Origin of the sequence: Streptomyces sp. (genome assembly GCF_019510245.1) — a bacterium.
Lineage (GTDB): Bacteria > Actinomycetota > Actinomycetes > Streptomycetales > Streptomycetaceae > Streptomyces.
Genome location: NZ_JAEKKT010000233.1, coordinates 1 through 23,978, shown reverse-complemented (window position 1 = coordinate 23,978; position 23,978 = coordinate 1). Strand labels below are relative to the sequence as shown.

Here is a 23,978-nt window from a genome sequence, read left to right as displayed (position 1 = left end):
CCCCGTGCGTATCAGCTCCAAGAGCGGCGACGCGGTTCTGATGTCCGCCGAGGACTACGACTCCTGGCAGGAGACCGTCTACCTGCTGCGCTCTCCCGCCAACGCGCGCAGCCTCATGGAAGCCGTCGCACGGGACAGGGCCGGCGAGGCCGTGGTCACCAGGTCCATGGCAGAGCTGGAAGAGCTGGCGGGTGACGGGTGAGGAGCGTCCACTTCGACCCGGCCGCATGGGAGGACTTCCTGTTCTGGCTCGGCTCGGACCGCACCATGGCGCGCAGGATCACGCGGCTGATCGGCGAAATCCAGCGCACCCCCTTCACCGGCATCGGCAAGCCGGAACCCCTGAAGGGCGACCTGTCCGGCTACTGGTCGCGCCGGATCGATGACGAGCACCGGCTCGTGTACCGGGTGGACGAGAAGGAAGTTAAGATCCTCAAGGCCCGCTACCACTACTGAGGCCACCGATTGCCCCTGCGGCGAACACCCTGCCACGTCATCCGCCGGGCCGGGTGGGGGCGCCCCTTGAAGGGCTACCCGGGATGCAGGCTGGGCGGGACGGCGGCGTCACGAGGACGGAGCCCAGCATGCCTGCGGCAGGAGAGACCGGACGCGCGCCGCGGCGGTACTGACACTCGTACCAGTGAGCGCAGAGACGGCAGAGGACGCCGTACCCGGTCTCCGCCACCAACACCCCGAGGCCCGGGGTCCCGGTCACAGGTGCGCTCGCGCCGGCCATGAGAAGGCGGAAGGGCAGACGAGTCGGGCTTTACGCCGGAGAAGATCATCCCAGCGCTATGTCCTATGCAAACGTGTAGCGAGGGCTCTCGCGTGGCCACCTTGATGGCTACCTAAGGTGACACCCCACCCTGAAACGGTTTCGGAGGGCGGCGTAGTCACTGCTGGGGTCAGACGGTCCGCTCGATGCGCTCGGAGGCGTATCCGCGAGGTGACGGAGCAGTTGGGGCGGGCGTAACGCGTGGCGTCCGTCTGCCGTGGCCTTGGCGGCTTTTCCGATTCAGCCGTCGTGCTGAAAGCGCACCGACTCACGGAGCACCGAGCGGGCGCTCTCGAAGTCGGCCAAGCGGGCCGCCACCGTCGCCACGGCGAGGCGTTCCGGGAGGGCGGCGGAGAACTTCAGGCCGCGTACGGCGCGGTGGTCCACGTCGGGCAGGACGAGGTTGTCGCCGACGTCCTCGCGGGCCGCGCGCCAGTCGGCTGGGGTGAGGTCCTCGCGTAGGCGCAGCCAGGCGTCGGTGGGTCGTTGCAGGGGGTCGGTGACCGAGCGGAGGGTGGCGGCGAGGGTCGCGTTGGCGCGGTAGCCGGCCCAGGTCCACCAGCGCACGTCCTTGCCGACACGGGTCACGAGGGTGCCGCCCGGGTGCACGGTGTCAGGAGCGTCCGTCTCGCGCTGTTCGGCCAGGCACGCCTCCGCGCGCCGGGTGAGGGAGACCGGCGGGTCCGTGCCCAGCAGCACCTCGCGCATGGCACGTGTCAGGGCGTACGACAGTCCGGCGACGCCGCCGTTCATCCACTTGGCGATGCCGCCGCCGTCAGCGGGCTCGACGAAGACGCGCTTGCGCAGCCAGTCGATGTACGTGACCTGCCAGCTGCGTCCGCCGAGCAGCAGCCGTCGCGGCCCGGGACGTTCCTCGGTGAGCACGCTCGGGTCGGTGCGGCCGATCTCTGTGCGTCCGGACAGGACGGTGAACTGCGGCGGCGCGGTGAAGGACGCGGTGAGTTCGATGAAGTGCCGCTTGCCGAAACGCCGTTCCGCCTCGGGCCCGATGAACAGCATGCCGCCGTCGCTGTCGAGAAAGCCCTCCTTGGTGAGGAAGCGCAGGATCGGGGCGGCGGACCGGTCGAAGGGGGCCAGTCCGTTCCACTGCCGGTCCCACAACTGGTCGCCGAGCTTGTGCTGTTGCAGGGCAACGGCGAGCAGTTGCTGGGCCACCAGGTGGCGCGGGTCGGGCGGAGGGAGGACCGGCTCGACCCAGCCGCGCGACCACAGCAGCAGCAGACCTGATGCCTGCAGCAGCGTTTCCTTGCGGGTGGTGAGGAACAGGCAGTTGCGTACGGTGCCGGGGCGGCGGCCGGTGCGGCCGATGCGTTGCAGGAACGAGGCGACGGAGGCCGGTGAGTCGATCTGGATCACGCGGTCGAGGTCGCCGACGTCGATGCCGAGTTCGAGGGTGGAGGTGGAGACGATGACGCAGTCGCGTGCCTCGGCGAAGGCCTGCTCGGAGCGGGTGCGTTCGTCGACGGAGAGGGAGGCGTGGGACAGGAAGACGGTCACCTCGCGGGCCCGGAGCGCGGCGCCCAGTTCCTCGACCTGGCGGCGGGAGTCGCAGAAGACGAGCCGTTTCTCTCCCCGGTGCAGGGCGGCGATGAGTTTGGCCGCGTTGTCGAGGGAGCCGACGTAGTCGAGTTCCACCTCACCCGCGGGTCTGGGAAGTCGGGCGGTTGCGGCCTTGTCGGGGTGGCTGGCTCCGTCTGATGCGGGCGGCAGCTGCACTCCCGGGGCGACGACCTGTCCCGCACGGCTTTCGGCACCCGCGCCCTGCAGCCAGTGCAGCAGCTGAGCAGGGTTCCCGACGGTGGCCGAGAGTCCGATGCGTTGGATGGGCCGTCCGGTGACCCTTTCCAGCCGTTCGAGCACGGCGAGCAGGTGCCATCCCCGGTCGTCGCCCGCGAAGGCGTGCACCTCGTCGACGACTACGGCCCGCACGCCGCCGAGCAGGTGAGCGTGGTCGGTCTTGACGCCGATGAGCATCGCTTCGAGGGACTCCGGCGTAGTCAGCAGGACGTCCGGCGCCTCGGCACGGATGCGTTGCCGCTGCGACTCCTTGGTGTCTCCGTGCCAGAGCGCCGCGCGCCGCCCCAGCCACTGGGCGTACGCGTCGACGCGGCCGACCAGGTTGTTGAGGAGCGCCTTGAGTGGGCACAGGTACAGCACCGAGGTGCCGGTCCACCCCTGCTCGGTCATCGCCGACAGCAGCGGGAAGCAGGCCGCCTCGGTCTTGCCGCCTGCTGTCGGCGCCAGCAGTACGGCGTCCTGCCCGTCCATGAGAGGCGTAATCGCCGCCCGCTGCAGGGGGCGCAGGTCGGGCCAGCCGAGGGTGTTGACGATGTGGTGCAGGACCACGGGGTCGAGCCGGTCGAGTACGTCGGCGCCCGCATCCCCCGGTCCTGACTCGACGGGGCTCGCATCGTCGGCCATCACAGCTCCAGGTCGACGTCGTCGGCCGACGAGGAGCCGCCGGAGACGGCGGCGGCGAGGTTCCGCTCCACGTCGGTGAGTTCGCTGCTCGCGACCGTCAGCCGATAGTGCTGCCGGGGATCGAAGTCGTCGAATTGATCCACGCGGTCGAGCACGTCCCCGACGAGTTTCTTCAGGAACAGGCGGGGAGCCACTCCGACTTTCCCGCCCAGCGCCCCGCCGACGGCCCGCGCGAGGTCCGCGACATAGGCATCGTCGACAACGGTCCGCACGCGCTCGGGCGACGTGGCGGCCTCCGCGTACAGGTCCCGGATGGTGGCGCCGAGGCCGACCAGTGACTCCTGGTCGAAGCCGGGCAGCCTGATCTGCACAGCGCGGGGGTTGTCGAAGCGCGTGTCGGTGGTGAAGTCGGTGGCGAGCCGCTGGGCGAGCGGTGCGAGACGCTGCACCCCCTGCTGACCGTCGTAGAAAGCGGGCGTGCCGGTAATGATCAGGTACAGGCCGGGGAAGCGGCCGGAGTGCACCTCGTCGATGAGCTGCCGCAGTGCGTTGAGCGCCTTGTCACGGGCGTCCGACCGGACCCGCTGCAGCGTCTCCACCTCGTCGAGCACGACGAAGAGCCCGGTGTGTCCGGAGTCGCGCAGCACGGTGAGAAGCCCCTGCAGGAAGCCGAGGGCGCCGAAGTGGTCGAGGTCGCCGCGCACTCCGGCGAACCTGCGGGCGGAGGCCGCGACGTGCGGCTGGCCGCCGAGCCACGCCAGGACGGCCGCGGCGGTCGCCTCGTCGCCGTCCGCCAGGGCGGTCCGATAGCCGCGCAGGGCGGTGGCGAAGGACGGGGCGTGCCGGGACACCTCGGCGAGCCTCGCGACGAGCAGCTTCTCCACCTCGCCGGGCAGCTCGTCCTCACTCGCCCCGGCCGCGAGGGCGTCCTCCTCCAGGGCGTAGAACCAGGCGTCCACGACCGGCCGCAGGGCGCTGGGCGGAAAGCTGGAGGTGGTGAGGCGCTCGGTGAGCCGCCGATAGACCGTCTCCAGCTTGTGCAGCGGCGTCTCGTTCTCGGAGATCTGGATCTCCGCCACGGCGAAGTTGCGGCGCTTGGCACGCTCCCCCAACCACCGGGTGAAGAACGTCTTGCCGGACCCGTACTCACCCCGCACTGCTTTGAACACGGAACCGCCGGACGCCACGGCGTCCAGTTCCGCGTCGAGGGCCGCCTCGAACCGGTCGAGTCCGGTGGCGAGCAGATCGAGCCCGCTCTCGGGCACGGCCCCGCGGCGCAGGGCGTCGATGACGGTACGGCGGCGGGCGGCGCTGACTTGGGCGGGGTGCTTGGATCCGGTGCTGCTCACGGGGCCAGTGTCCCATCTTCCTGAGCATCGGCATTCCGCGTTGAAGTCGCGGGGTCCCCTATGCTCGCGAGGCAGTTGATCGAGCAGTCCATTCAGGGGGGCGGAGCCGCATGGCCGACGAGATCAAGTACGAATACAAGACCGTGCGGACAGTCCGCGGTACCGACGGCTTGGTGATCTCGAAGATGCGGAAGGAGGGCTGGGAGCTCGTGGAACAGGCGCAGGGCAAGCTCCGCTCCACCCTCGACTTCCGTCGGCCGAAGAAGCCTCTGCCATGGCCACTGATCGGCACGGCGGCGGCCGTCCTCGTGATCCTGGCCATCGTCATCGGCGTTGCCTCCGCACTCAGCGACGGAGACGAGAAAAAGGACAGAGCAGACCAGTCGGCGGCGGCTGCGGACGACAAGCCTTCGGCTACGCCGACTCCGACCGCGACCAAGTCAGTTGCTGCCAAGGTGACCACGCCCGAGAACGATCCGAAGTTCGCAGCACTGCTGAAGGAGGACTCGTGCGACGATGCGAACCTGGACTTCGCGGCCAGACACAAAGGCCAGACGATCGCCTTCAACGGCTCGATCGTGAACATGGCACCCCACGGTGACTACGACACCCGCTACGACTTCCTCCTGGGCCCGGGCGACAAGGGACCGAACACGACGGCCGGCCCGGCCTTCACGTACGAGGACGTCAACATCGCCGACCTGAATCTGACCGGCGAGAAGATCCCCACCACCGTCGGCACAGGCGACAAGTTCCGCTTCGTCGCCAAGGTGGGGGAATTCAACGCGCAGCAGTGCCTCTTCTTCCTCGAACCGATCTCGACGGAAACCCGGTGACCAAGGCAGGCAGTCGCGCCTGCAAGGCCTGGTCGGACTGGCTCATGGGGGGCAGGACCGGGTCGTGGATCCGCTCTCCCGGCACCTGCCTCCGCGAACCGCTTGACCGTCACCGCAGAGCACTGCTGGAATCACTCTCCGTACAGGCAACAGGGCGGGGAGTGGAGTCGTATGGCGGCCCTCGACAACGTGAAGCTCAAGGACGTACTGGCGGATGTCGCCTCGGGCTCCTTACAACTGCCCGACTTCCAGCGGAACTGGAAGTGGGACGACGACCGGATCCGGGCGATCATCGCGACGGTCACGCTGGACTACCCGCTCGGCGTCGTGATGACGCTGCAGACCGGCGGCGCCACCCGGTTCCGCTCCCGGACCCTCACCGGCGCCCGGCCGGACGGGGACCCGGCGGCCGACCTCCTGCTGCTGGACGGGCAGCAGCGTCTCACCTCCCTCTTTCAGGCGTTGTGGCTGGACGCCCCGGTGGAGACGGCCGACGCCCGGGGCAAGGCCATCCAGCGCTGGTACTACGTCGACATCGTGAAGGCCGTCGGGCCGTCAGCGGACCGCGACGAGGCCATCGTGTCCGTCCCGGCCGACAAGGTGCTCCGGACGGACTTCAACCGCACCGTGGTGCTGGATCTGAGCACCACCGAGGCGGAGTGCACGGCCGGCCTCTTTCCCCTGCACTTCGTCTTCGACGCCCAGCGCGTCAACGAGTGGAAGAAGGCGTACATCAAGGCGGACGAGGACCGTAACTGGGACCTGTGGGGCCAGTTCGACGAGGCGGTCCTTCAGCAGGTCCGCGCCTTCCAGGTGCCGATGATCCGGCTGGCCGCCTCCACCTCCATGGACGCCGTCTGCGCGGTGTTCGAGCGAGTCAACACGGGCGGCGTGCCCCTGAACGTCTTCGAACTGCTCACCGCCACTTATGCCGGGGACCGCGACTACGTGGAGCGGACCGGGGACTACTACCAGCTTCCCGAGGTGTGGCGGGAGATCAAGCAGGCGCTGGCGAGCAAGTATCCTGTCTTCGGCCGTCTCGACAGCGGCCTCGAGAACGGGTTGAGCAGCATCGACTTCCTGCAGGCCATCGCGCTGGTGCGCACCTGGGAACGGAAGCAGCAGGGACTCGGCGCCACGGTGTCCTGCAAGCGCCGCGACCTGCTGGACCTCCCCCTGGCCGACTTCGTCCGTCTGGCACCCAAGCTCGCCGACGCCTTCGCCTGGGTGGGCGATTTCCTGGAACGGCAGTGCATCGTCAGCCCGACCGACCTGCCCTACAAGACGCAGCTCGTCCCACTCGCGGCGGTCCGCGCCATCCTCGACACGGCGATGGACGGTCTCGGGGCGGAGGAGAAGGTCGAGCAGTGGTACTGGTGCGGGGTGCTCGGGGAGATGTACGGCGGCTCCACGGAGACGCGCTTCACCAAGGACGTCGAACAGCTCGTCCCCTGGATCGTGCAGGACGAGAGGGCGCCCGAGACGGTCACGGAGGCGTTCTTCTTCGCCGACCGTCTCGACACCCTCACCACCCGGAACAGCGCCGCCTACAAGGGAATCTACGCCCTGCTGATCAAGCAGGGGGCGGTGGACTGGCACCACACGGGCGCCCCGCTCAGTCCCGGTAGGCTGGACGAGTACAGCGTGGACGTGCGGCAGATCTTCCCCAAGACGTGGTTCCGTCGGGGTAACAGCCATGGCCTGCCCACGAGTTCGATCGTGAACAAGACGCCCTTGTCCTATCGCGCGGCGATGGACATGACGGGGGCGCCGTCGTCATACCTGCCCACGTTGATCGCCGCCTCCGACATGCGTCCCGAGTGGTTCGACGACGTCCTGACCACCCACCTGATCGATCCGGACGCCTTGCGCGAGAACGATTACGAGCGCTTCTACCACGACCGCTCCAAGCAGTTGCAGGACCTGGTGCACTCCGCCATGGGCAAGAAGACCATGCTCCGTGACCTGCCGGAGGACGACGCTCGATGACGACCATGCCTCACGAGCAGGACGTCGCCTCGCTCAAGGGCACGACCGTGTCCGTGCAGGAGATCCTCGACCTGTTCCAGGTCAGGGTCCGCGACCACCGGACGGTGCACCGCATTTCGCAGGCCTTGACGGACGCCGGACTGACCACGCTGCCGGACTTCGCCGTCTGCGGTCTGCGCAGCACCGTCGACGTGGTGCCGCTGGCGGCCGTTCCCGTACAGCGCACCACGGCCGGACCGGAGGGTGAGGCCGACGAGGCGGACGAGGCCCTGCCCTCGCACGCACTGCCGCAGCGGCTGCTGCTCGGCGACATCCCGTCGGCGCGGCGCGGCCTGGTGTCCGTCGGGCCCGGCACTCCCCTGTCCCAGACGACCTTCCTCATGCGCACCAAGGGCCTCTCCCAGATCCCGGTGACCACCGGCATGGCGCAGGTCCACGGGGTGGTCACCTGGGGGTCCGTGGCGAAGATGTACGGGGCCGGGAAGCCGGCCACCCTGGACAACGCGATGGAGAAGGACGAACTGCCCGTCTTCGACGCCCGCCAGGAATTCTTCGCTGCTCTCCCGGCCATCCGTGAGCACGGCTACCTGCTCGTCCGCGGCGACGACGGCTGCCTCTCGGGCATCGTCACCGCCGCGGACGTCACGGATCGCTTCGAAGGCGCGGCACGGCCCTTCTTCATCGTGGGCGAAATCGAGTCGCTGCTGCGCCGCTGCCTGGGCGCGGCCCTGGACACGGAGTCCATCAAGGCCGTCCAGACGAACAAGAAGCCGGAGCACCGCACCGGCCAGGTGTCGGACCTGATGTTCGGCGATTACCTGAGGCTCCTGGACGGCGACCAGACGAAGCAGTCCCTCGCCGAGCAGGCCGACCGCAACTGGGCAGCCTTGAAGTGGCCCAACATGCCCAGGGAACAGTTCATCGGCCTGTTGAAGCGGGTGAAGGACATCCGCAACCGGATCGCCCACTTCGACGAGAAGCCGCTTCCACCGGAAATGATCGACGAGCTGACGACCTTCGCGAAGGTGCTGCGGGAGTTCGCGCCGTGAGGTAGCGGGGCGGCGCCGTTCCTCTCTCACCGCAGGCACGCGATCTCAGCCCATACCGTCTTCGTGCGGCAGCCGTTCGGGGCGCGCGTCGGTCACCTCGATACGGACCAGGCCCGGGAGCCGCAGCAGGGACAGGCGGAAGTCAGCTGCGGCGCGGGCCCTACGCCAGGAAGAGACTGCGTGGAGATGGCCCTCACACCCGGCACTGTTCATGTCTGGGACTCGAAGCAGCAGGCAGAAGCGGTGCTGGCGTTCTCCGAGGCGCAGTGGGCCGCGTTCACCGTCTTTGCGCGTGAGACCTCCGTCTGAGGACAGAGACCCAACACCGTTCGGGGTGCCTCCAGGCGGACGCCGGAGGCACCCCGAACGGTGTCATCCCGCCCGAAGGGCGAACTGCTCACGCAGCAGCGCCTCGTGGAGCCGTACGGTGCGTCCGTCCGGCAGCGTCTCCAGCACCTGTACGCCGTCGTAGTTGAGGAGCTGGCGCAGGACGGCCGCGAAGCCGTCGCCCCGGGTGGTGGGCATGCCCGCGCGCTGGGCGAGCGCGGTGACCGGCAGGGTGCCGCCCGCGTCGAGCAGGGCGGCGAGGGCCTTGTGGACCTGTTCCTGCTGCGGCTTACGGGCGAGACCGCCGAGCTGCCCCTGGTACGTCTCCGAGTCGAGCAGGGCCGTCACGAGCGCCTCGGTCCGGGAGACGACGGTCGGGGTGAGGAGGGCGTCGTCTCCCCCGGCGCTCAGCTCCACGTCGAAGAGCGCGTCGTGCGTCCGGGCGAGTTCCGCCTGCTGCTTCTGTGCCTTGGCCGTCGGCTTCTTCGGCACTGCGGGAGTCGCGCCGACCGCGAGCTGAGTGGTGTTCTCACTCGGCAGAGGCGTGCTCCCGACCTCCTCCGGTGCCCACCAGACCGGCCGCTGGTCCCCCAACTCCCGCCATCCGGGAGGCGGTTCCGCGCCGAACGGCAGGAAGGCGAGCACGGGGATGGTGAACTCGGCGAGGGAGGCCCCGCCGTGGTAGCCGGCCTTGAGGGCGGTGTAGCGGGAGTCGGCGTCCCAGAGCGCGACGATGGACGCTCCGGGCTCGGGCCAGACCACGCGCGGTCCGGAGAGGACGATCTCCCGGTCGGCGAGCGGCCCCCCGCCGGACGGGCGGTGCCGGGCCGACGCAGGTTCGGTGGCGGCGTCGGCCTTCGTGCCGTGCCGGTCGACGACGTGGCCGTGGTCGCTGGTGACGATGACGGCCATGCCCTGGGCCGCCGCCACCCGCAGCAGGTCGCGCAGGCCGGGTACGTCGTCGACGCGCCAGGCGCCGTCGCCGAGCTTCTGTTCCTTGGCGAGGCGGTCGTCGATGGCGTTGAGGACGACGGCGACGTGAGTCCTGCCGTCGCTCAACGCTTCCGTGAGGGCCGGGCCGAAGGCGTCGCCCGCGGTGTCGGTGCGCAGGTCGTCCTTGTGGAACACGGCGGCCGGGGCCCCGCCCCACAGTTTCAGCGCGGGAAAGAGCCGCTTCTCGTCGGCCTGGGTGCCCTTCATCAGAGTGCCCGCGAAGAGCGAGGTGCGGGACACGGCCGTGAGGGTGGGCAGGGCGGCGGCCATCGCGCGCCGGAGCGGGGCGCCTTCGGGCAGCGGGTCGAACTCCGCCCAGGAGGCGCGCAGTTCTTCGCCGAGTTCGTTCGCTATGGCGGCGCTCATGCCATCGAGCACGAGCAGCAGCACCCGCCGCTCCTCCCCGCGCCGGACGACCGGTCCGACTACGCGGTCGAGGAAGGTCTCGACGGTGAGCATGGAGCCGGGCTGGGTGCCGGCCTCGGTCCAGGCGGCCAGAGTGCGCGCGAAGAACGCGTCGATCTGCCGCCGCCGGTCCCGTACGCGTGTGCCGAGGGTGTCGTAGGAGGCCTTGAGGAGGGGGTCGGGGTCGCCGCCGGCCTCGATGTGCTCCAGGGCGAGGTCGACCCAGCCGGTCTCGGTGACGTGCCGCTGTATGGCGTCGGCCACCGTCGGGACCTCGGCGGGCGAGTCGGCGGCCAGCCAGCGGGCGAGGCGCTGTCCCATGCGAGCGCGTGCGACGCGGGCGGCCTCATCCGGCTCGGCGGCGAGCCGGTGGTCCTCCAGGCTCCGGACGGCGGCCGCCACCGTGCCTCTGTCGCCCCCGGCCAGGGCCCGTCCGACGGCGGTGAACCGGGCTTCGAGTCCCCCGCGCAGGACGGGGCTCGCCGCCACGGCCGCCTCCGCGCCGAACTGGCGGGCCAGCACGGCCGCCCGGTCCAGGACGATGCCGGTGGTGCGGCGTGCCTCGCGGGCCTGGTCTGCGTCGGCGCCACCGTTGCGGTGTCCTGCTGCCAGCAGCGCCGTCATGTACTCCTCGGCGGACCGGCCGTAGACGGTGACCAGGGCGTCGAGTTGTTCGCCGACGGCCGGGGGCTGGTCGCCGAAGTAGCGTTCTGCGCGGCCGCGGGCCTGGTACGTCTCGGGAGCGGGCTCGGCGTGCTGCCACAGTGCGGCACACACGAGGCCGAAGGCAGCGGCGTCCGCGCCACGCTCGGCGCCCACGAGGGCGAGCAGGGCGCGGCCGGCGAGACCGGCCTGGTCCTCCTCGCCGAGGAAGCCCGCCAGCCCGGAACGCTCGGGACCACGAAGCCCCAGTAGTCGCTCCGGAGCGCCCGGCCGGGTCGACCAGTACAGCAGGGCCTGTACGTCGAGCCGATCGTCGCCGGGACCGGAGCGCCGCGCGCCGCCCTCGGTGTCGTAGCGGCCAAGGCGCAGACGGCGTTGGGCGAGCGCGGTGAGGGCGTACTGCCGGGACAGCCAGCCACCCGGCACGGGCGACCAACCACCGGGCGGGGTGGCGTCGAGCAGGGCTTCGGCGGCCCAGTTGACGTCCTTGAGGCGCGGGTCGATCTGCCGGGCGCCGAACGCCTCCCGCACGACGTCCCAGCTGTCGACCGTGTCGATGCGCAGCTTGTGGACGCGGGCGAGGATCGCCGGGTCGAGTTCGTTCTGCTCACGGTCGGTGAGGATGACCAGGACGGCGGGGCCCGAGCGGCGGCCCGCAAGGTGGTCGAGGACGAGTTCGTGAACGGCGAGTGGCGAAGGCGCCACCGCGACGCCGGCTGTCCGGCTCTCGCCCCAGGCGGGTTCGGCGGGCCCGTCCCACTGGGGCGCGGACCGCAGCAGTACAGCCCGGCGCCTGCCCCCACCACCCGCCGTCAGGGAGGCGGCGAGGGAGGACTGCGAGGACAGGTACTGGGTGACGGTCGCGGTGTTCAGCCGGACTGCGCCGAGGGCGGTGGTGACGGTTTCCGTCATTCAACGACCTTCCAGGTGATCTCGACGGTCGCGTCGGGGTGGCGCGTAGCCAGTTCGGACAGTTCCGCCTGAAGGTCTGCGGCGGCCCGCGCCACGGTCGTACGACGTCCACCGGAAGTCCGCGCGGTGCCGCCGCCCGAGGAGGCCGGGGTGGGTGTCTCCTGCGGGGTGTAGGGGATCCGCGGGTCGCTGGTCGGCGTGTTCAGGGACAGGTCGTCGGCCGTGGGCTGGGGCGCGGCGGGAGGGGGCGGCGGGGCGGCAGCGGCCTGGGCACGCTTCACCAGGGCGACGACTTCGCGTTGGGTCCGGGTCAGGGCGTCGCGCAGGTCCGCGGTGCGCTGGTCGTCGCGAGCCACATTGCGCAGCGAGTCGAGGAGCGCCGCGCCCTCGGGGCCACGTCCTTCGGCGAGTTCGAGGGTGCTCCAAGGTGCGGAGGCGACTGCCTCGGCGACGCTGCGTGCCTGCTTGATGGAGGTTCCGTACCGGTCGGCGCTGGTCTCGCCCAGGTCGAAGGAAGCGAGGGCCTCCACGGTCTTCTTCGCCCCGGCCGCGCCCTTGCCGGCCTCCGCCGTGAGCGCGTCCAACAGTTGCAGGGAGCGGCGGGCGAGAGCCAGCCGTCCCGTCTCGGCGGTCTGATCGAGGCCGAGGAAGGAGGCGTGGGCCTCCAGCTGGTGCACCAGGTCGGCCGCGTGGTCCCGGTGGGCGCGGGCGGCCTCGATGATCTGGCGGGCGAACTGGTTGACCATCCGGCCACGCCGCAGCGCGGGCGCCTTCTGCCCGAAGATCGTCTCGAAGCGCTGCCGTGCCGTGTCCCAGTCGGACTCGGCGGGCAGCGGCTGGCTGCGCAGCGCGTCGTGGTCCTTGATCGCGGACAGTTCGGGCGCGGGGTCGAGTACGGTGCCGCCGCGCACCCACACCCGGTCGTCCATCTCGGCGAAGGCGGCGACGACGAGCCGGGCGATGAAGTCCGGCAGTCCGCGCGGGTCGGGCTTGTCCGTCCAGTCGGTCAGGGTGATCAGGGAGAGGTCACCGGTGACGCCCTGGGCGCTGGCGAGCTGGCGGAAGTGGTCGGCCCAGTAGCGGGACAGCTCGAAGTACGCCTCCTTCTGCTGCCCGAGGCGTAGCGGCCCGGCGATCCGCTGCATCAGCTTGCGGTCGGCGGCCGGAACCTCCACCCGCCCGTCACGTGCCTCGGCAGCGGCCCGCACATGGGTGAACACCTTGCGAGTGTCAACGGACTTGACGGCGATGCCGGTACCGTCGGAGTCGAGGTCCGGGTGGGCCGGGTACTGATGGGCGAGCAGCTTGCCCGCGACGTGCCGGATGCCGTCGTGCAGGCTCTGCCCGAAGGACAGGGTGAGGCCGTCCACGTCCGGGAGCGGGACGAGGTGGTCGTCGAAGTCCGGCACGACGTCGGCGGCCTGCTTCTGCGCGAGCCCGTACGCCTGCTTGAAGGCACCCTTGACCTGCTTGAGCAGCGCCTCGCGCTGGGTTTCGAGAAGGCCCTTGGCGCGGCTGCGGTTGTCGGCGTTGAGGTGGCCGGCGTACTGGGTGTCGAAGCGGTGCTCGTCGGCGAGGGCCTTGTCGATGACGACGAGACGCCGGAAGTCGGCGAAGCGCTGCGCGGACAGATGGGCGGGCAGCCAGGCGACGATACGGGACCGCTCCCCCTGCTGGCGCTCGCGCAGCCGCCGGATGCGGTTGACGTCCTCGACCGGACCCCACTCCCCCTCGTCGAAGGGCAGGTCTATGGCGATGCGCCAGTGGCCGTCCTCCTGCGGCATCAGGTCGTGGTCGGGCAGTTCGTCCTCGTCGGCGACGTTACCGAAGACGATCTCGGCGGTGCGGGCGGTACCGCGCCAGGTGAAGCTCAGCTGATCGCTCAACTGGCCGTGTTCGACGCCAAGTTCCTCGGACAGCAGGCGGCGGGCGAGTGCGACCCGGTTGCCGGGGTTGTCGTTGACCTGTGCGTTGGCGATGACGGAGTCCACGTCGACGCCGGAGAGCTCAAGGCGTACGCCGGGGTTGGCGTCGGTGCCGGTCTCCTTGATCTCGGGGAACCGGGCCGCCCACTCGGCGACCTTGTTCTTGATGATGCCGACCTCGGCGCCCGGGATCGGGGCGAGGACCGAGCCGTGGTTGAGCGCGCCGAGCCGCCGGATGGTCAGCTCGGCCAGGGCCGGCACGCTGGGCGCGAGCGCTGACAGCAGCAGCGTGCACACGAGCCGGTTGTCGCCGACGAACATCCGGCAGCGGTTGGCGCGCTGCGGGTCGCTGATGGACTCGGGCCGGTTGACGTACTGCTCGACGTCGTCCTCGGTGATGTCGTACGAGCTGAGCAGATACGGCCGCAGCTTGGTCTTGTACAGCTTGTCGGCAGCCTCGAAGACGACTTTCAGGCTGTCGGTGAAGGGCTTGTCGCCGCCCTCCGCGATCACCGGGTAGAGGTCGCCGACGGGGATGAGTTGCCCGAGCCGGATCTCGTTGCGGTGGTCGGCGAGGAGCTGGCCCATCAGCTTGAGACCGGTACGGGAGCGCTGCAGCGCGGACGAGATGTGGACGAGGGTGTCCATGAACGCCGGCGAGAAGGGGTACGTCAGCCGGAACGACTCGGCGTCCGCGCCCGTCGTCCCCTTCTCCGAGCCGAGCAGGGTGTCCCAGACCTGGGTGCCGACCCGCTTGGTCTGTTCGAAGGCCCCGTCGACGAGCCGCTCCGCCTCGGCGTCCTTGGGCTTGAGGAGGCGGGCATGGGCGATCTGCGGGAGGTTGCGGTCCTCGAGGGTGATCTTGTCGAACCGGCCGGAGGCGAGGTTCAGGGTGTCCTGGATGGACGACTCCGCAGCACCGGAGACCTCTTCGCCGACGAGTTCCCGCAGGTCGCGCTGGCGCGCGATGAACGACACGACGGGAATGGCGCGGCGGGCGTCGCCGCCCTCGACGAAGTTCGTGATCTTACTGGCCTCACGCGCCACGAACTTCTGGTCGTGGATGAGGGTGGCCAGCCACAGGATCAGCTCGTCCATGAACAGGATGAGTCCGTCGTAGCCGAGTGACTTGGCGTGCTCGGCGATGACGGACAGACCGGCGTCCAGGGAGATGAAGCCGTGCTCGTCCTCGACGGCGTTCCTGGCGAAGCCGGGGAGGAGGTTGGTGCTGGCGTCGTTGACCAGCTTGGCGCGCAGCTCGGCCGGGGTGGAGGGGTTACGGAGGTTGAGCGGGGTGCCGGCCTCGTGGTTCTCCTCGGCCGCGAGCGCGGTGTCGAGGAGCTGCGGGCTCCAGGCGAAGCCCTCGCCCCACTCGTCCTCTTCCCCGTCCTCCGCGTCACCGCTGCCCAGGCCACGGATGACGGCCTCGTCGCCCATGTTGGCCCGCATGGCTCGGATGTCGGCGAAGAGGGAGTCGGTCCGGTACACCTGCGGGGTCGGGGCCTCCGGGTGCAGCTTCTTGACGTGCATGACGTATCCGCCGAGCACACGCTGTTCGAGGGCCTTCGCACCCAGCATGTGGTACGGCACGAGCAGGAACTTCTTGCCGTCCGTGGTCAGCCACTCGTGCTTGGTCAGCACCGGGTCGAACTCGGTGCGGGCACGGGCGGCCGAGTTGCCGCTGAGCAGCGCGTACAGGACGGCCATGAAGTGCGACTTACCGGAACCGAACGAGCCGTGGAGGTACGCGGCCTTGGAGCGGTGCCCGTCGAGCGAGGACTTGATGAGGGCCAGCGCCTCGTCGAAGTTCTCCAGCAGCCGCTCGGTGACGACGTAGTCCTCGAGCGCGTGCTCGGCGCCCTCGGGTGTCGTCGCCTCGGCGAGGGACAGCACGAAGTCCGAGGTGGAGATGGACTCCTTGATGTCGATGACATCGCGGAGGAGTGGCTGCTGAGCCATTGCGGGTCTCGCTCTCCCTGGCAGTTTCCGGTGCTGCTGCTCGTACTCGATGTGGTGCGGGTGTGCGCCTCGGCCGAAGCCGGTCACCGGTCCGGGTCGTGGAGGAGGACCCGGAAATACGGGTGACCGGTGGGCGGTGCGACGTGCCGGTGGTCCTGGCCGGTGGCGAGGCGAGAGTCGGGCACGTGCCGCCGGGCGAGAACGACGTTCACGGCATCGGCCAGCTCAGGGGAGACGGGCTCGTGGCGCTTGCACTCTTTGTCCCCCTCGCACTGAACGACCACCCGTACGGCCTGCGCATAGCACCCTACATCGGTACTCCACCCACCCCCGCGCTGTATACCCCGTGCACCATCGCACCGCTGTGCTGCTGTCATCCTGCTCGGCAAGGCAGAAGAGCGGGCAGCAAACGGACACGGCCCTCGCCGCACGCCCGCTGCGACCTCAGTGCAGCGGCACTTCCCACGATCCCGGGTTGCCGGCTCCCTCCCCGCCGATCGGGCAACCATCCATCCAGGTGCCGAATCCCGAGGGGTTCTTGCCTTCCGTGGACCAACCAGCATGCGTGAACTTCGACAGGTCCGCCACGTAGCCGGACGACGTGGAGACGCGAAGCGGAAGCCGGACGGAGACAGTGCGGCCACGTATCTCCGGCCGAGCTTCCACGTCTCCTCCGACCACGTCGTTCGTTCCGGACACTTGCACGAACCAACGCGAGTCGAGGTACTGCATGCTCACGGCAGGTTCATCCATGTCGTCCAGACCATCGCCCAGCCACGTCCAGTAGGTGGCATCCGCCTCCGAACCGGGCTCGGGAGCGTTACCGGCGAGCGTGTAGCTCACCGTCACGCCCCTGCTGTCACGAACGACACTGGCTTCTTTGATCCGCAGATACGCCGGAGGCTGCGAAGACGACTCCGTGACCGAACCCCCCACCGCCGTGAAGAACAGGTTCTCGGCCCTTCCCGTACAACTGGCGGACATCACGCGCGGGGTCGGACGGGCTGACTTCTTCGGCGAGGTCTTGGCCTGTGAAGGCTCAAGAGACGGACTCGAGGAAGGAGCAACGCGGTGACGGACGGCCTGCGGCGATGCAGCCTCCCCGCTGGATGCCTCACCGATGGCAATGACTCCTGCACTCACGCACAGGACAGCCAACAGCGTTCCCAGGCGACGAACACGCTGCCCGGACAAGAAGGACGGGGGGATCACGGGGACTCCAGAAGTAGACCGACCCGGGTTGGTCAGGGCCGCTGACTCAGAAAGGACGTGCCAACGAGGCGCGCAGCAGGTAATCGCGGGCTACTACTCACTCCGGCACCGCTGAACCATCGGCAGGCGTCTGCTTCTCGCCGACATCCGCAGTGGCGGACTTGCCGACATGACGAACGTCAGGCCGGTCAGGCGGACAAAACGCACCGACAGACCCGGCTCCGAGCGCGAAAAGCAGCGCAACGGTCCCGGTGCCCCAGCCCTTAACGAGGACGACAGCCGGGGCCTCCGCTGCCACGGCCGTGACGACCGCCGTCATCCACGCCTCCCGTCGGCGAGACGGAACGAACGGACGCTCCTCACCCCACGCGAGCACAATCGCGAACGCGGCAGCCGGAGACACAGCCGCGCATCCGATGAACCACGCCCACCGCCACTCGGCCAACGTCCACATCACGGCGGTCCACACGAGCCAGCCGACTACCACAACGGCAGTGATGGCGGCCAGCCCAAGACAACCCCGCGTCGCATCATCACGGTCCACAGAACTAGCCATATTTCCTCTTGTTCGGACAATGCTGCCGCTCTCGCAGGGCGGCTGAGCGGAGGACTTCCTTGCTTCATCCCGGTCGCCGGCTATGCGATGGACTTCGCAGAGACGCACCAATAGCAGCCGGGCCGAGCCGCCTCTACGTCGGCCAGCCGGGCTGCCGGCTCCCCGGCCAGGCGGCTTTCGCCGCCTGCCCTACCTGCGGGCTGCGGACTCGTACCGGTCGACCTGATCGCACAGAAGCTTGGTGGCCGTGTCGGCATCCGCGTCCGTGAGACCGCCGGTGCCCACGTTGATCAGGGTGGGCCCGTCGAGTGTGAACTGCTGGAGCAACGTGGTGCCGTCGCTGTCGATGCGTACACCAAGGGACCGGTCGCCGAGCTTGTCCACGCTCATCGGCGAGTACTTCAGCACCGACCCCTGATAGGTCTCCCGGTGACAGGTCTCAAGCGCCGTCTCCATCGCGGTGAACGACTCGGCGGCATCGCTCGCGCTCGCGTACTGCCGAATACCGGCAGTGGCAATCGTGGCGGTGAACCCTCCGCCCTTCTGGAAAGTCCGGGAGACCTGAATTTGCGGCTTGTGCGGCTGACGGTAGTCGCAGAAGGTCTTGTCGCCTGCGCTGTCGCTGCTGTCGGTCGACCAGCCGGCAGGCATCTGGGACAGCGACAGCAGAGCGGACGCGAGCTGGGCCTTTGTGAGGAGCGCTGCCTCGGGAGTCGGAGAGGAAGATGCGGGGCTGGACACGGCGGAGTTGCTCGGCGCGGAAGGCTTCGCAGCCGTGGGCGTGGTGGTGCTGCTGCAGGCAGCGAGCGCCACGGACATGACAGCCGCGCCAAGCGCGCCGAAGCATTTCCGGTTGAGCACAGAGATCGTTTCCCCCGAAAGATATGAAGACTTAGTGGATAAGATAGATGCTATGTGAAGCTTACGTGTTCATGAAAGCTGCACTACTTCGGGGTGGGCTCTAGCCGGGCAGGGGCGCCCGGCATCGTTGTCTCACAGCGGCAGTCGGTTGACCTCGCGTTCGGCTGCGACCGCGTTGCCGCTGTGGGCCGGGCCGACGGAGGACGGCTGGTACGGCCGGCAACCGACAGGAACCGAGCCATGTCGCGCTGCATCAGCCGTCGCAGACCGCAGCACGAAGATGTCCGCCGTCATCCGCCAGGCGGTAGCGGCGGGCGCCACTGACCCGATCGGTACTCGTCCAAGAGCTGACGGCCCGCGACCGTGAACGGGTGCTCGGGGCCCAGGCCGCGTTCCCGCCGTGCGACGACATCGGCCATCAGCGCGATCCCCGCGCCCGTGTGGCCGAGCGCGGACCGGGTCCGGGAGTAGAGCTGCCGGGCCGCGAGCACCATCGGGTACTCAGGGCCGAAGCGCCGCACATACGCTTCGGCGACCAGCCGTATCTCGTCATCGGCCTCCTCGAAGCGGCCCAGTAGGTACAGCGCCCAGGCGTGGTTGTGCCGGGAACCCAGCGTCACTGTGTGATCGGGGCCGAGGAGCCGCGCGCATTCCGACGGCAGCGAGAGCAGGGCGCCGCCTTCTTCGTTGACCACCTCGGAAGCGGGCAGCATCTCCAGCAGACTGGCGCGGGCGCGCAGGGTCAGCGGGTGCGCGGGGCCCAGTGCCGTTTTCCGGCCGGCGACGACGGCCCGGAGCAGTGCGAGTGATTCCTCGCGCCTGCCGAGGTTCGCCAGCACGAGCTGAAGACCGTAGGAGGTGTCCAGGGTGTCGGGGTCGTCGGCCCCGAACAGGTTCTCCTGAGTGGCGCGGACGCCTCGGAGCACCGACTCGGCTTCGGCATACCTGCCCAGCCGGAACAGTGCCCGGCCGGTTCTGGAACGGGCGGCCAGGACCAGCCGGTCGTCCTGGCCGAGCACTCGCTGTGCGAGGTCCGCCGCGGTGCGGGAGGTCTCCTCGGCGGAGAGGTAGTCGCCGGTGCGGTGCAGGGCGACCGACAGGCGCGTGGCCACGGCCAGCGCGTCGGCCAGCGCCGGCGGCTCGCCGATGCGTCGCAGCAAGGCGAGCGCATGAGGTACCAGCAGTCGCAGTTGCGGATCGTGGGGGCCCGCGTCGGGTACGGCGGGAACGGCCGCGTCGAGCAGCCGGACGGCCGTCGTGTCGAGAGCGGGCAGCCGTTCCGCGGGTGTCGCCGCCGCCGCGCTGTCGAGGAGTACTCCATGGCTCTGTACGCAGCGCACGCCGACGTCGACCAGTTCGGTCAGCGACTGGTCGAGCAGGGCTCTCAGCGCTGTCTCGGTCCGGGCGCGCGGGAGGACGCCGCTGATGGCGGCATGGTTGAGCAGCGACAACGGCAGCGGCTCCGGAGCGAACCGGGCGAGCAGCCTGAGCAGTGCCGCCGCTTCGGGCAGCCCGCGCGCCTCGAACGTGTCGAGTGTCAGCTGCCAGGTCAGGCCGACCAGGTGCCGGGGGTCCGCCTCGGACAACGCGTCCGCACCTTGGTCGATGAGCTGAACCCGTTCGTCCTCGTCGAGATGATGCCCGTAGGCGTCCAACGTCCAGGGGGCGAGCACCTGATGGGAGAGGAAGCCGCCGGCCAGAGTGAGGGCGAGCGGCAGCCGCCCGAGCCGGTCCGCGATCCGCGCCGCCTGCTCCGCGGTACCGCTGTGCGGGGCGAGGTCGCACAGCACGAGTGCGGCGTCCTCCCGGGGCAGGACACCGATGTGCTGCAGTTCGGCGCCTGGCCACCAGCGAGCGGCCGCCCGGCGGGTGGTCACCACCACGGTGCCGCGCGGGCTGGTGCGCAGCCAGCTGCCGTCCCGCAGGATCTCCGGCTCGTCGGCGTTGTCGAGGACCAGCAGCCAAGGCTCGGTGGAGCGGTCGAGATACTGCCAGACGAGATCGGCCGCGGGCCGGAGACCGTTGCGGGCGGCCAGCAGTTCGCCGTCGCTCGCTCCCCGGTCGGCAGCGACCGCCAGCATGCCGGCGCGCAGGCTCGCGCGGTCGGAGGCGTTGACCCACAGGCCCGCGCGGCCGTAGTCGCCGGTGGCCACCTGGAAGAAGGCACAGGCGACCGCTGTCTTGCCGCAGCCGCCCATCCCATACAGCACGTAGACGTCGCCGCCGCGCCCCGCCTCGACGCCTGCCCGTAGGCGTGCCATCACCTCGGTGCGGTCGCGCAGCACGGCCGGAGACCGCCCGACCGCCGGGCGGCGGACCGAGTCCGGACCGCTCGGCACGGAGGTGTCACCGCCGTAATGGTGGTGTTCGTTGATGTGCTGGTCGCCCGACGACTGGTAGACACGCCCCCGGTCCTCGGCGTGGCCGTCCATCCCGCCCGTCATCGCTCGGCGATGTGCTGGTCTCGTCCCGCCTGGTAGACCCGGGCCTGACCGGAGGCTGTGGCGTGCTGTGTGACCGACCGGGCAGCCGAGCCGTCGGGATCGAGCTCGGCCAGCAGCGCGCGCAGTTCCCCGGCGGCCGCAGGTCGGGCGACGATCAGGCGTCGCACCAGCCCCTGCCACTGCAGCCGCAGTTCGCTCAACGTCTCCTGGTCGTTCGCCACCATGGCGGCCAGCACATCCTCGCGGCCGGCCTCCAGTTCGGCGGCCACTGTCTCGGCACGCTCCGGTTGCATCCGCCGCCAGAGCTGTGTGAGTCCGTCGCGAACGCGTTGCCAGGCATCGGTCGCCATCAACGTGACCAAGGTGGTCCCTGCGCTTTGTGCGAGCGCGGTCACCTCCGGTTCCACAGCGCTCCCCCGTTCACTCGTTTTCCGACAGCGTGGCGAAAAAGCGGCGGCCTCTCGGGCGCTGGCGCGATTCCCTCTCCCGGTCAATATCGTTCCACTCTTGAGCGAGATCAGACAAGGAGGCGTGGCGCGACGCCATTTCGGTCACAGGTCGGGCTTAACGCATCGTCAGGCGAGCTCGTCGAGCGGTACAGTACCGCCACCCAACCGATTGAGGGGGCGATGGCGGTGGCCAGGCCATGGGAAGCAGATCCGGATACTACTTTCAAACGGCGTCTGGGTAAATCACCCCAGGAGCTGGGGAACACCACCGGCACCCCTGACTGCCCCGACATCTGGGAACTCGCCAACGGGGACATCGCCGTCATCGGCCGGGACCTCACCCAGTCGCTCGGCGCGAACCTCCCCGACGGGGTCTCGATCGGGGCGGACGAACGACTCGTGGTCATCCCGAGGAACATGCTCGTCGCGGCGAAGCCGGATATCCCCAGTGTTTGATTCTTTCCCCACTGGGATTTCCGAGCGCATGGATCGACCCGCCTATCACGCGGACTTCAGCCGGGTCTACAACAGCGGCATCGGCTTCCTGAACAAGCTCGAACGCGGGCAGCATTTCAAGGAGCGGGGTTTCGCAAGCTGGGAGGCTTTCGCAGCCGGTGACTGGGAGAGGGCATTGTCCCTCGCCGACGAAAGACGCGACGACTACGCGCAGGAACTCCGGAATGCGGCGCGGCTCGGCATCCCGCATCGCCGCCTTCGTGTCGTGGAGTTTCCGATCACACCCTACGTGCAGTGGGAGTTTTTCGTGCTTCGAGTGCGCGTGGACCTGGGCGACGACATCAAGGTGCTCGACGCCCGCAAGATCTCGGACATCGAGAAGGACCGCCCGGTTCCGGAGGTGGTGATTCTCGGGGACGTGGCCATGTACGAGGTGGTCTACGACGATGATGGGAACGCAGCAGGCGCCAACCGCTTCACCGAGCGATCACTGATCCGGGAAACGTCAGTCGGATTCGACACGCTCTACGAGCGCGGTGAGGGTTTCTACGACTTCTTCGACCGGGAGATCGCCCCGCTTGCCCCCCCGTGCGGGTCCGGCACTCAGACGGATTCTCCCGGTTCGTGCTGATCGGCAAGGCGGGAGAGCCTGAAGTGAGGCGGGAGTGTGCCGCCCACCCCTCACTCGAACCGTCCGGAGGCGAGGTTCACGGCGTCCGTGACTCGTACCAGAATCACGTACCAGTGTGGTACCTTTTTCCAGTACCGTCAGGAGAGGGGTGCCGACAGATGACCATAAGCGCCAGCGAGGCCCGCAAGGACCTCTTCCCGCTCATCAAGCGCGTCAACGACGACCACACCCCCGTGCGTATCAGCTCCAAGAGCGGCGACGCGGTTCTGATGTCCGCCGAGGACTACGACTCCTGGCAGGAGACCGTCTACCTGCTGCGCTCTCCCGCGAACGCGCGCAGCCTCATGGAAGCCGTCGCACGGGACAGGGCCGGCGAGGCCGTGGTCACCAAAACCATGGCAGAGCTGGAAGAGCTGGCGGGTGACGGGTGAGGAGCGTCCACTTCGACCCGGCCGGATGGGAGGACTTCCTGTTCTGGCTGGGCTCGGACCGCGCCATGGCCCGCAGGATCACACGGCTGATCGGCGAGATCCAGCGCACCCCCTTCACCGGCATCGGCAAGCCGGAACCCCTGAAGGGTGACCTGTCCGGCTACTGGTCACGCCGCATCGACGACGAGCACCGGCTCGTGTACCGGGTGGACGAGAAGGAAGTCAAGATCCTCAAGGCCCGCTACCACTACTGAGGCCACCGCTCGCCCCTGCGGCAAACACCCTGCCGCGCACGCACGACCGCGCTCACCGGCCCACCGGCAGGGCCGCTCATCCCCGTGCCCGGCAGGAACCCAGCCACTCTCCGTGTCGCGGTCGCCAGCCTCACCCCCAACGCCCTGCCCAAGTTCGACACGCACTGGAGCCCTACGAGGAGTGAGGCTTCTCTAGCTCGTTGGCGGTGTCATCTGCGCCATGGTGTTCAGCGTGCGCTGTGGTGAAAGACCCTTGGTCTTCCACGACTTCCACGACCTCGCCGTCCAGGACTTCCCCATCCATCACTCGGTGCGACGGTTCCGCCAGTGGCAGGCTGGAGAGGTGCTTCTTGAGCCTCTTGGCCATCGGCAGGTAGGTCGCGAAAGTGAGCCCGCCAGAGACAGCGGCCCCGACAAGGGGATGGCCTTCGAGACGGTCTTCGCGAAGGACTGCTTCGTCATCTGGACGCCGAGGTATGCCGCGACCTTTTTCACTATCGGGTAGACGACACCCTGGGTCAGCACCTTCTGGGGCAGCTTCTTGGCGACCTCCTTCGACATCATCCCGGCGACCTTCCCCACGGCCGCGTTCGCCGACTGGGTGCCGAACATCACGCCGAAGAACAGCGTGAGCACTCCCATGGTCGCGTCGTCGAGGTCGTCGCCGTCCTCGGAGAACAGATCGGGCCAACTGTAGAGGTACGCGAGCTTCTGCGAGATACGCACCATGTGGCCGAAGTACTGAGCCATGTCGGCAGGCACCGTGGCAGGAAGGGCGAGGACGCCGGGTATTCCGGCGGCGGCGGAGAGGGCGCTGACCTTGGCGGTCTCGTAGCGGATCGAATCGTTGGCCACCTTGTCGAGAACCTCGACACTGATGCCCGCCGCAGCGGGGGTCTCTTCTATCGCTCTTCGGATGTCGTCCTCGGAGCAGTGGCGAGCCAACGCGCTTCGAAGGTACGCCTCCCTGTGAATGCGTACACCCGGGAGCTTCGCTGCCGCCAGCAGCACCGCGGAGAAACGCGACTCGGGGTTCTCGACCTCTTTACCCTGTTTCATG

The 23,978-nt window shown here is 69.1% G+C and carries 19 protein-coding genes and 1 pseudogene; 10 read left to right on the top strand and 10 right to left on the bottom strand.

Features of this window, described 5'->3' with window-relative positions; genetic code table 11:
* Both JF597_RS45825 and JF597_RS45820 read left to right on the top strand, forming a co-directional pair.
* Positions 1-202: type II toxin-antitoxin system prevent-host-death family antitoxin (locus JF597_RS45825; protein WP_294011026.1), on the top strand; the 202-nt coding region annotated here is incomplete at its 5' end.
* Entirely contained in the window at positions 199-456 is a 258-nt protein-coding gene (locus JF597_RS45820; protein WP_294011024.1) for a Txe/YoeB family addiction module toxin, read from the top strand. The genes JF597_RS45825 and JF597_RS45820, both read left to right, overlap by 4 nt.
* A gap of 559 nt (positions 457-1,015) precedes the next feature.
* Here the strand turns inward: JF597_RS45820 and JF597_RS45815 are convergent.
* Positions 1,016-3,217 (bottom strand): DEAD/DEAH box helicase, encoded by a 2,202-nt coding sequence (locus JF597_RS45815; RefSeq protein ID WP_294011022.1) that lies wholly within the window; start codon positions 3,215-3,217, stop codon positions 1,016-1,018.
* Complete coding sequence (brxD, locus tag JF597_RS45810) at positions 3,217-4,566, bottom strand: BREX system ATP-binding protein BrxD (RefSeq protein ID WP_294011020.1); 1,350 nt, start codon at positions 4,564-4,566, stop codon at positions 3,217-3,219. Before brxD ends, JF597_RS45815 begins: the two co-directional genes overlap by 1 nt.
* A 110-nt stretch (positions 4,567-4,676) precedes the next feature.
* Here brxD and JF597_RS45805 point away from each other — a divergent pair, with 110 nt between their 5' ends.
* The 4 genes from JF597_RS45805 to JF597_RS55830 all read left to right on the top strand — a co-directional run bounded on the left by JF597_RS45805 (position 4,677) and on the right by JF597_RS55830 (position 8,749).
* Entirely contained in the window at positions 4,677-5,402 is a 726-nt protein-coding gene (locus JF597_RS45805; protein ID WP_294011018.1) for a DUF4839 domain-containing protein, read from the top strand.
* 171 nt (positions 5,403-5,573) lie between these two features.
* Positions 5,574-7,391 (top strand): DUF262 domain-containing protein, encoded by a 1,818-nt coding sequence (locus JF597_RS45800; RefSeq protein WP_294011016.1) that lies wholly within the window; start codon positions 5,574-5,576, stop codon positions 7,389-7,391.
* Positions 7,388-8,440, top strand: coding sequence for a CBS domain-containing protein (locus tag JF597_RS45795; protein ID WP_294011014.1), 1,053 nt, complete (start codon positions 7,388-7,390; stop codon positions 8,438-8,440). The genes JF597_RS45800 and JF597_RS45795 overlap by 4 nt, the downstream gene beginning before the upstream one ends.
* 63 nt (positions 8,441-8,503) lie before the next feature.
* Positions 8,504-8,749, top strand: coding sequence for a DUF397 domain-containing protein (locus tag JF597_RS55830; RefSeq protein WP_366916541.1), 246 nt, complete (start codon positions 8,504-8,506; stop codon positions 8,747-8,749).
* A gap of 63 nt (positions 8,750-8,812) precedes the next feature.
* Here the strand turns inward: JF597_RS55830 and pglZ are convergent, their stop codons facing one another.
* From pglZ to JF597_RS45755, 7 genes are all read right to left on the bottom strand, one after another.
* Entirely contained in the window at positions 8,813-11,740 is a 2,928-nt protein-coding gene (gene pglZ / locus JF597_RS45785) for a BREX-2 system phosphatase PglZ (protein ID WP_294011010.1), read from the bottom strand.
* Positions 11,737-15,624 (bottom strand): phage resistance protein, encoded by a 3,888-nt coding sequence (locus JF597_RS45780; RefSeq protein WP_294011008.1) that lies wholly within the window; start codon positions 15,622-15,624, stop codon positions 11,737-11,739. The genes pglZ and JF597_RS45780 overlap by 4 nt, the downstream gene beginning before the upstream one ends.
* Before the next feature lie 444 nt (positions 15,625-16,068).
* Positions 16,069-16,836 carry a hypothetical protein gene (locus JF597_RS45775; protein WP_294011006.1) on the bottom strand — a complete coding sequence of 256 codons (768 nt, stop codon included), beginning with the start codon at positions 16,834-16,836 and terminating at the stop codon, positions 16,069-16,071.
* A gap of 97 nt (positions 16,837-16,933) precedes the next feature.
* Entirely contained in the window at positions 16,934-17,380 is a 447-nt protein-coding gene (locus tag JF597_RS45770; protein ID WP_294011004.1) for a hypothetical protein, read from the bottom strand.
* Positions 17,381-17,581: 201 nt separating this feature from the next.
* Positions 17,582-18,253 carry a hypothetical protein gene (locus JF597_RS45765; protein WP_294011002.1) on the bottom strand — a complete coding sequence of 224 codons (672 nt, stop codon included), beginning with the start codon at positions 18,251-18,253 and terminating at the stop codon, positions 17,582-17,584.
* A gap of 290 nt (positions 18,254-18,543) precedes the next feature.
* Entirely contained in the window at positions 18,544-20,697 is a 2,154-nt protein-coding gene (locus JF597_RS45760; RefSeq protein WP_294011000.1) for a tetratricopeptide repeat protein, read from the bottom strand.
* Positions 20,694-21,104: a hypothetical protein gene (locus JF597_RS45755; RefSeq protein WP_294010998.1), complete on the bottom strand. Its 411-nt coding sequence runs from the start codon at positions 21,102-21,104 to the stop codon at positions 20,694-20,696. The genes JF597_RS45760 and JF597_RS45755 overlap by 4 nt, the downstream gene beginning before the upstream one ends.
* A 228-nt stretch (positions 21,105-21,332) precedes the next feature.
* Here JF597_RS45755 and JF597_RS45750 point away from each other — a divergent pair, with 228 nt between their 5' ends.
* The 4 genes from JF597_RS45750 to JF597_RS45735 all read left to right on the top strand — a co-directional run bounded on the left by JF597_RS45750 (position 21,333) and on the right by JF597_RS45735 (position 22,918).
* On the top strand, positions 21,333-21,602 hold the full coding sequence (locus JF597_RS45750) for a hypothetical protein (RefSeq protein WP_294011028.1): 270 nt from the start codon (positions 21,333-21,335) through the stop codon (positions 21,600-21,602).
* The gene (locus JF597_RS45745) at positions 21,595-22,233 is read left to right on the top strand and encodes a DUF6879 family protein (protein ID WP_294010996.1); all 639 of its coding nucleotides are present in this window, start codon (positions 21,595-21,597) and stop codon (positions 22,231-22,233) included. The genes JF597_RS45750 and JF597_RS45745 overlap by 8 nt, the downstream gene beginning before the upstream one ends.
* A 158-nt stretch (positions 22,234-22,391) precedes the next feature.
* Positions 22,392-22,664: a type II toxin-antitoxin system Phd/YefM family antitoxin gene (locus JF597_RS45740; protein WP_153290897.1), complete on the top strand. Its 273-nt coding sequence runs from the start codon at positions 22,392-22,394 to the stop codon at positions 22,662-22,664.
* The gene (locus JF597_RS45735) at positions 22,661-22,918 is read left to right on the top strand and encodes a Txe/YoeB family addiction module toxin (protein ID WP_294010994.1); all 258 of its coding nucleotides are present in this window, start codon (positions 22,661-22,663) and stop codon (positions 22,916-22,918) included. Before JF597_RS45740 ends, JF597_RS45735 begins: the two co-directional genes overlap by 4 nt.
* A 172-nt stretch (positions 22,919-23,090) precedes the next feature.
* Here the strand turns inward: JF597_RS45735 and JF597_RS45730 are convergent.
* Positions 23,091-23,977: pseudogene (locus JF597_RS45730) on the bottom strand (hypothetical protein).
* Position 23,978 lies beyond the last annotated feature (1 nt).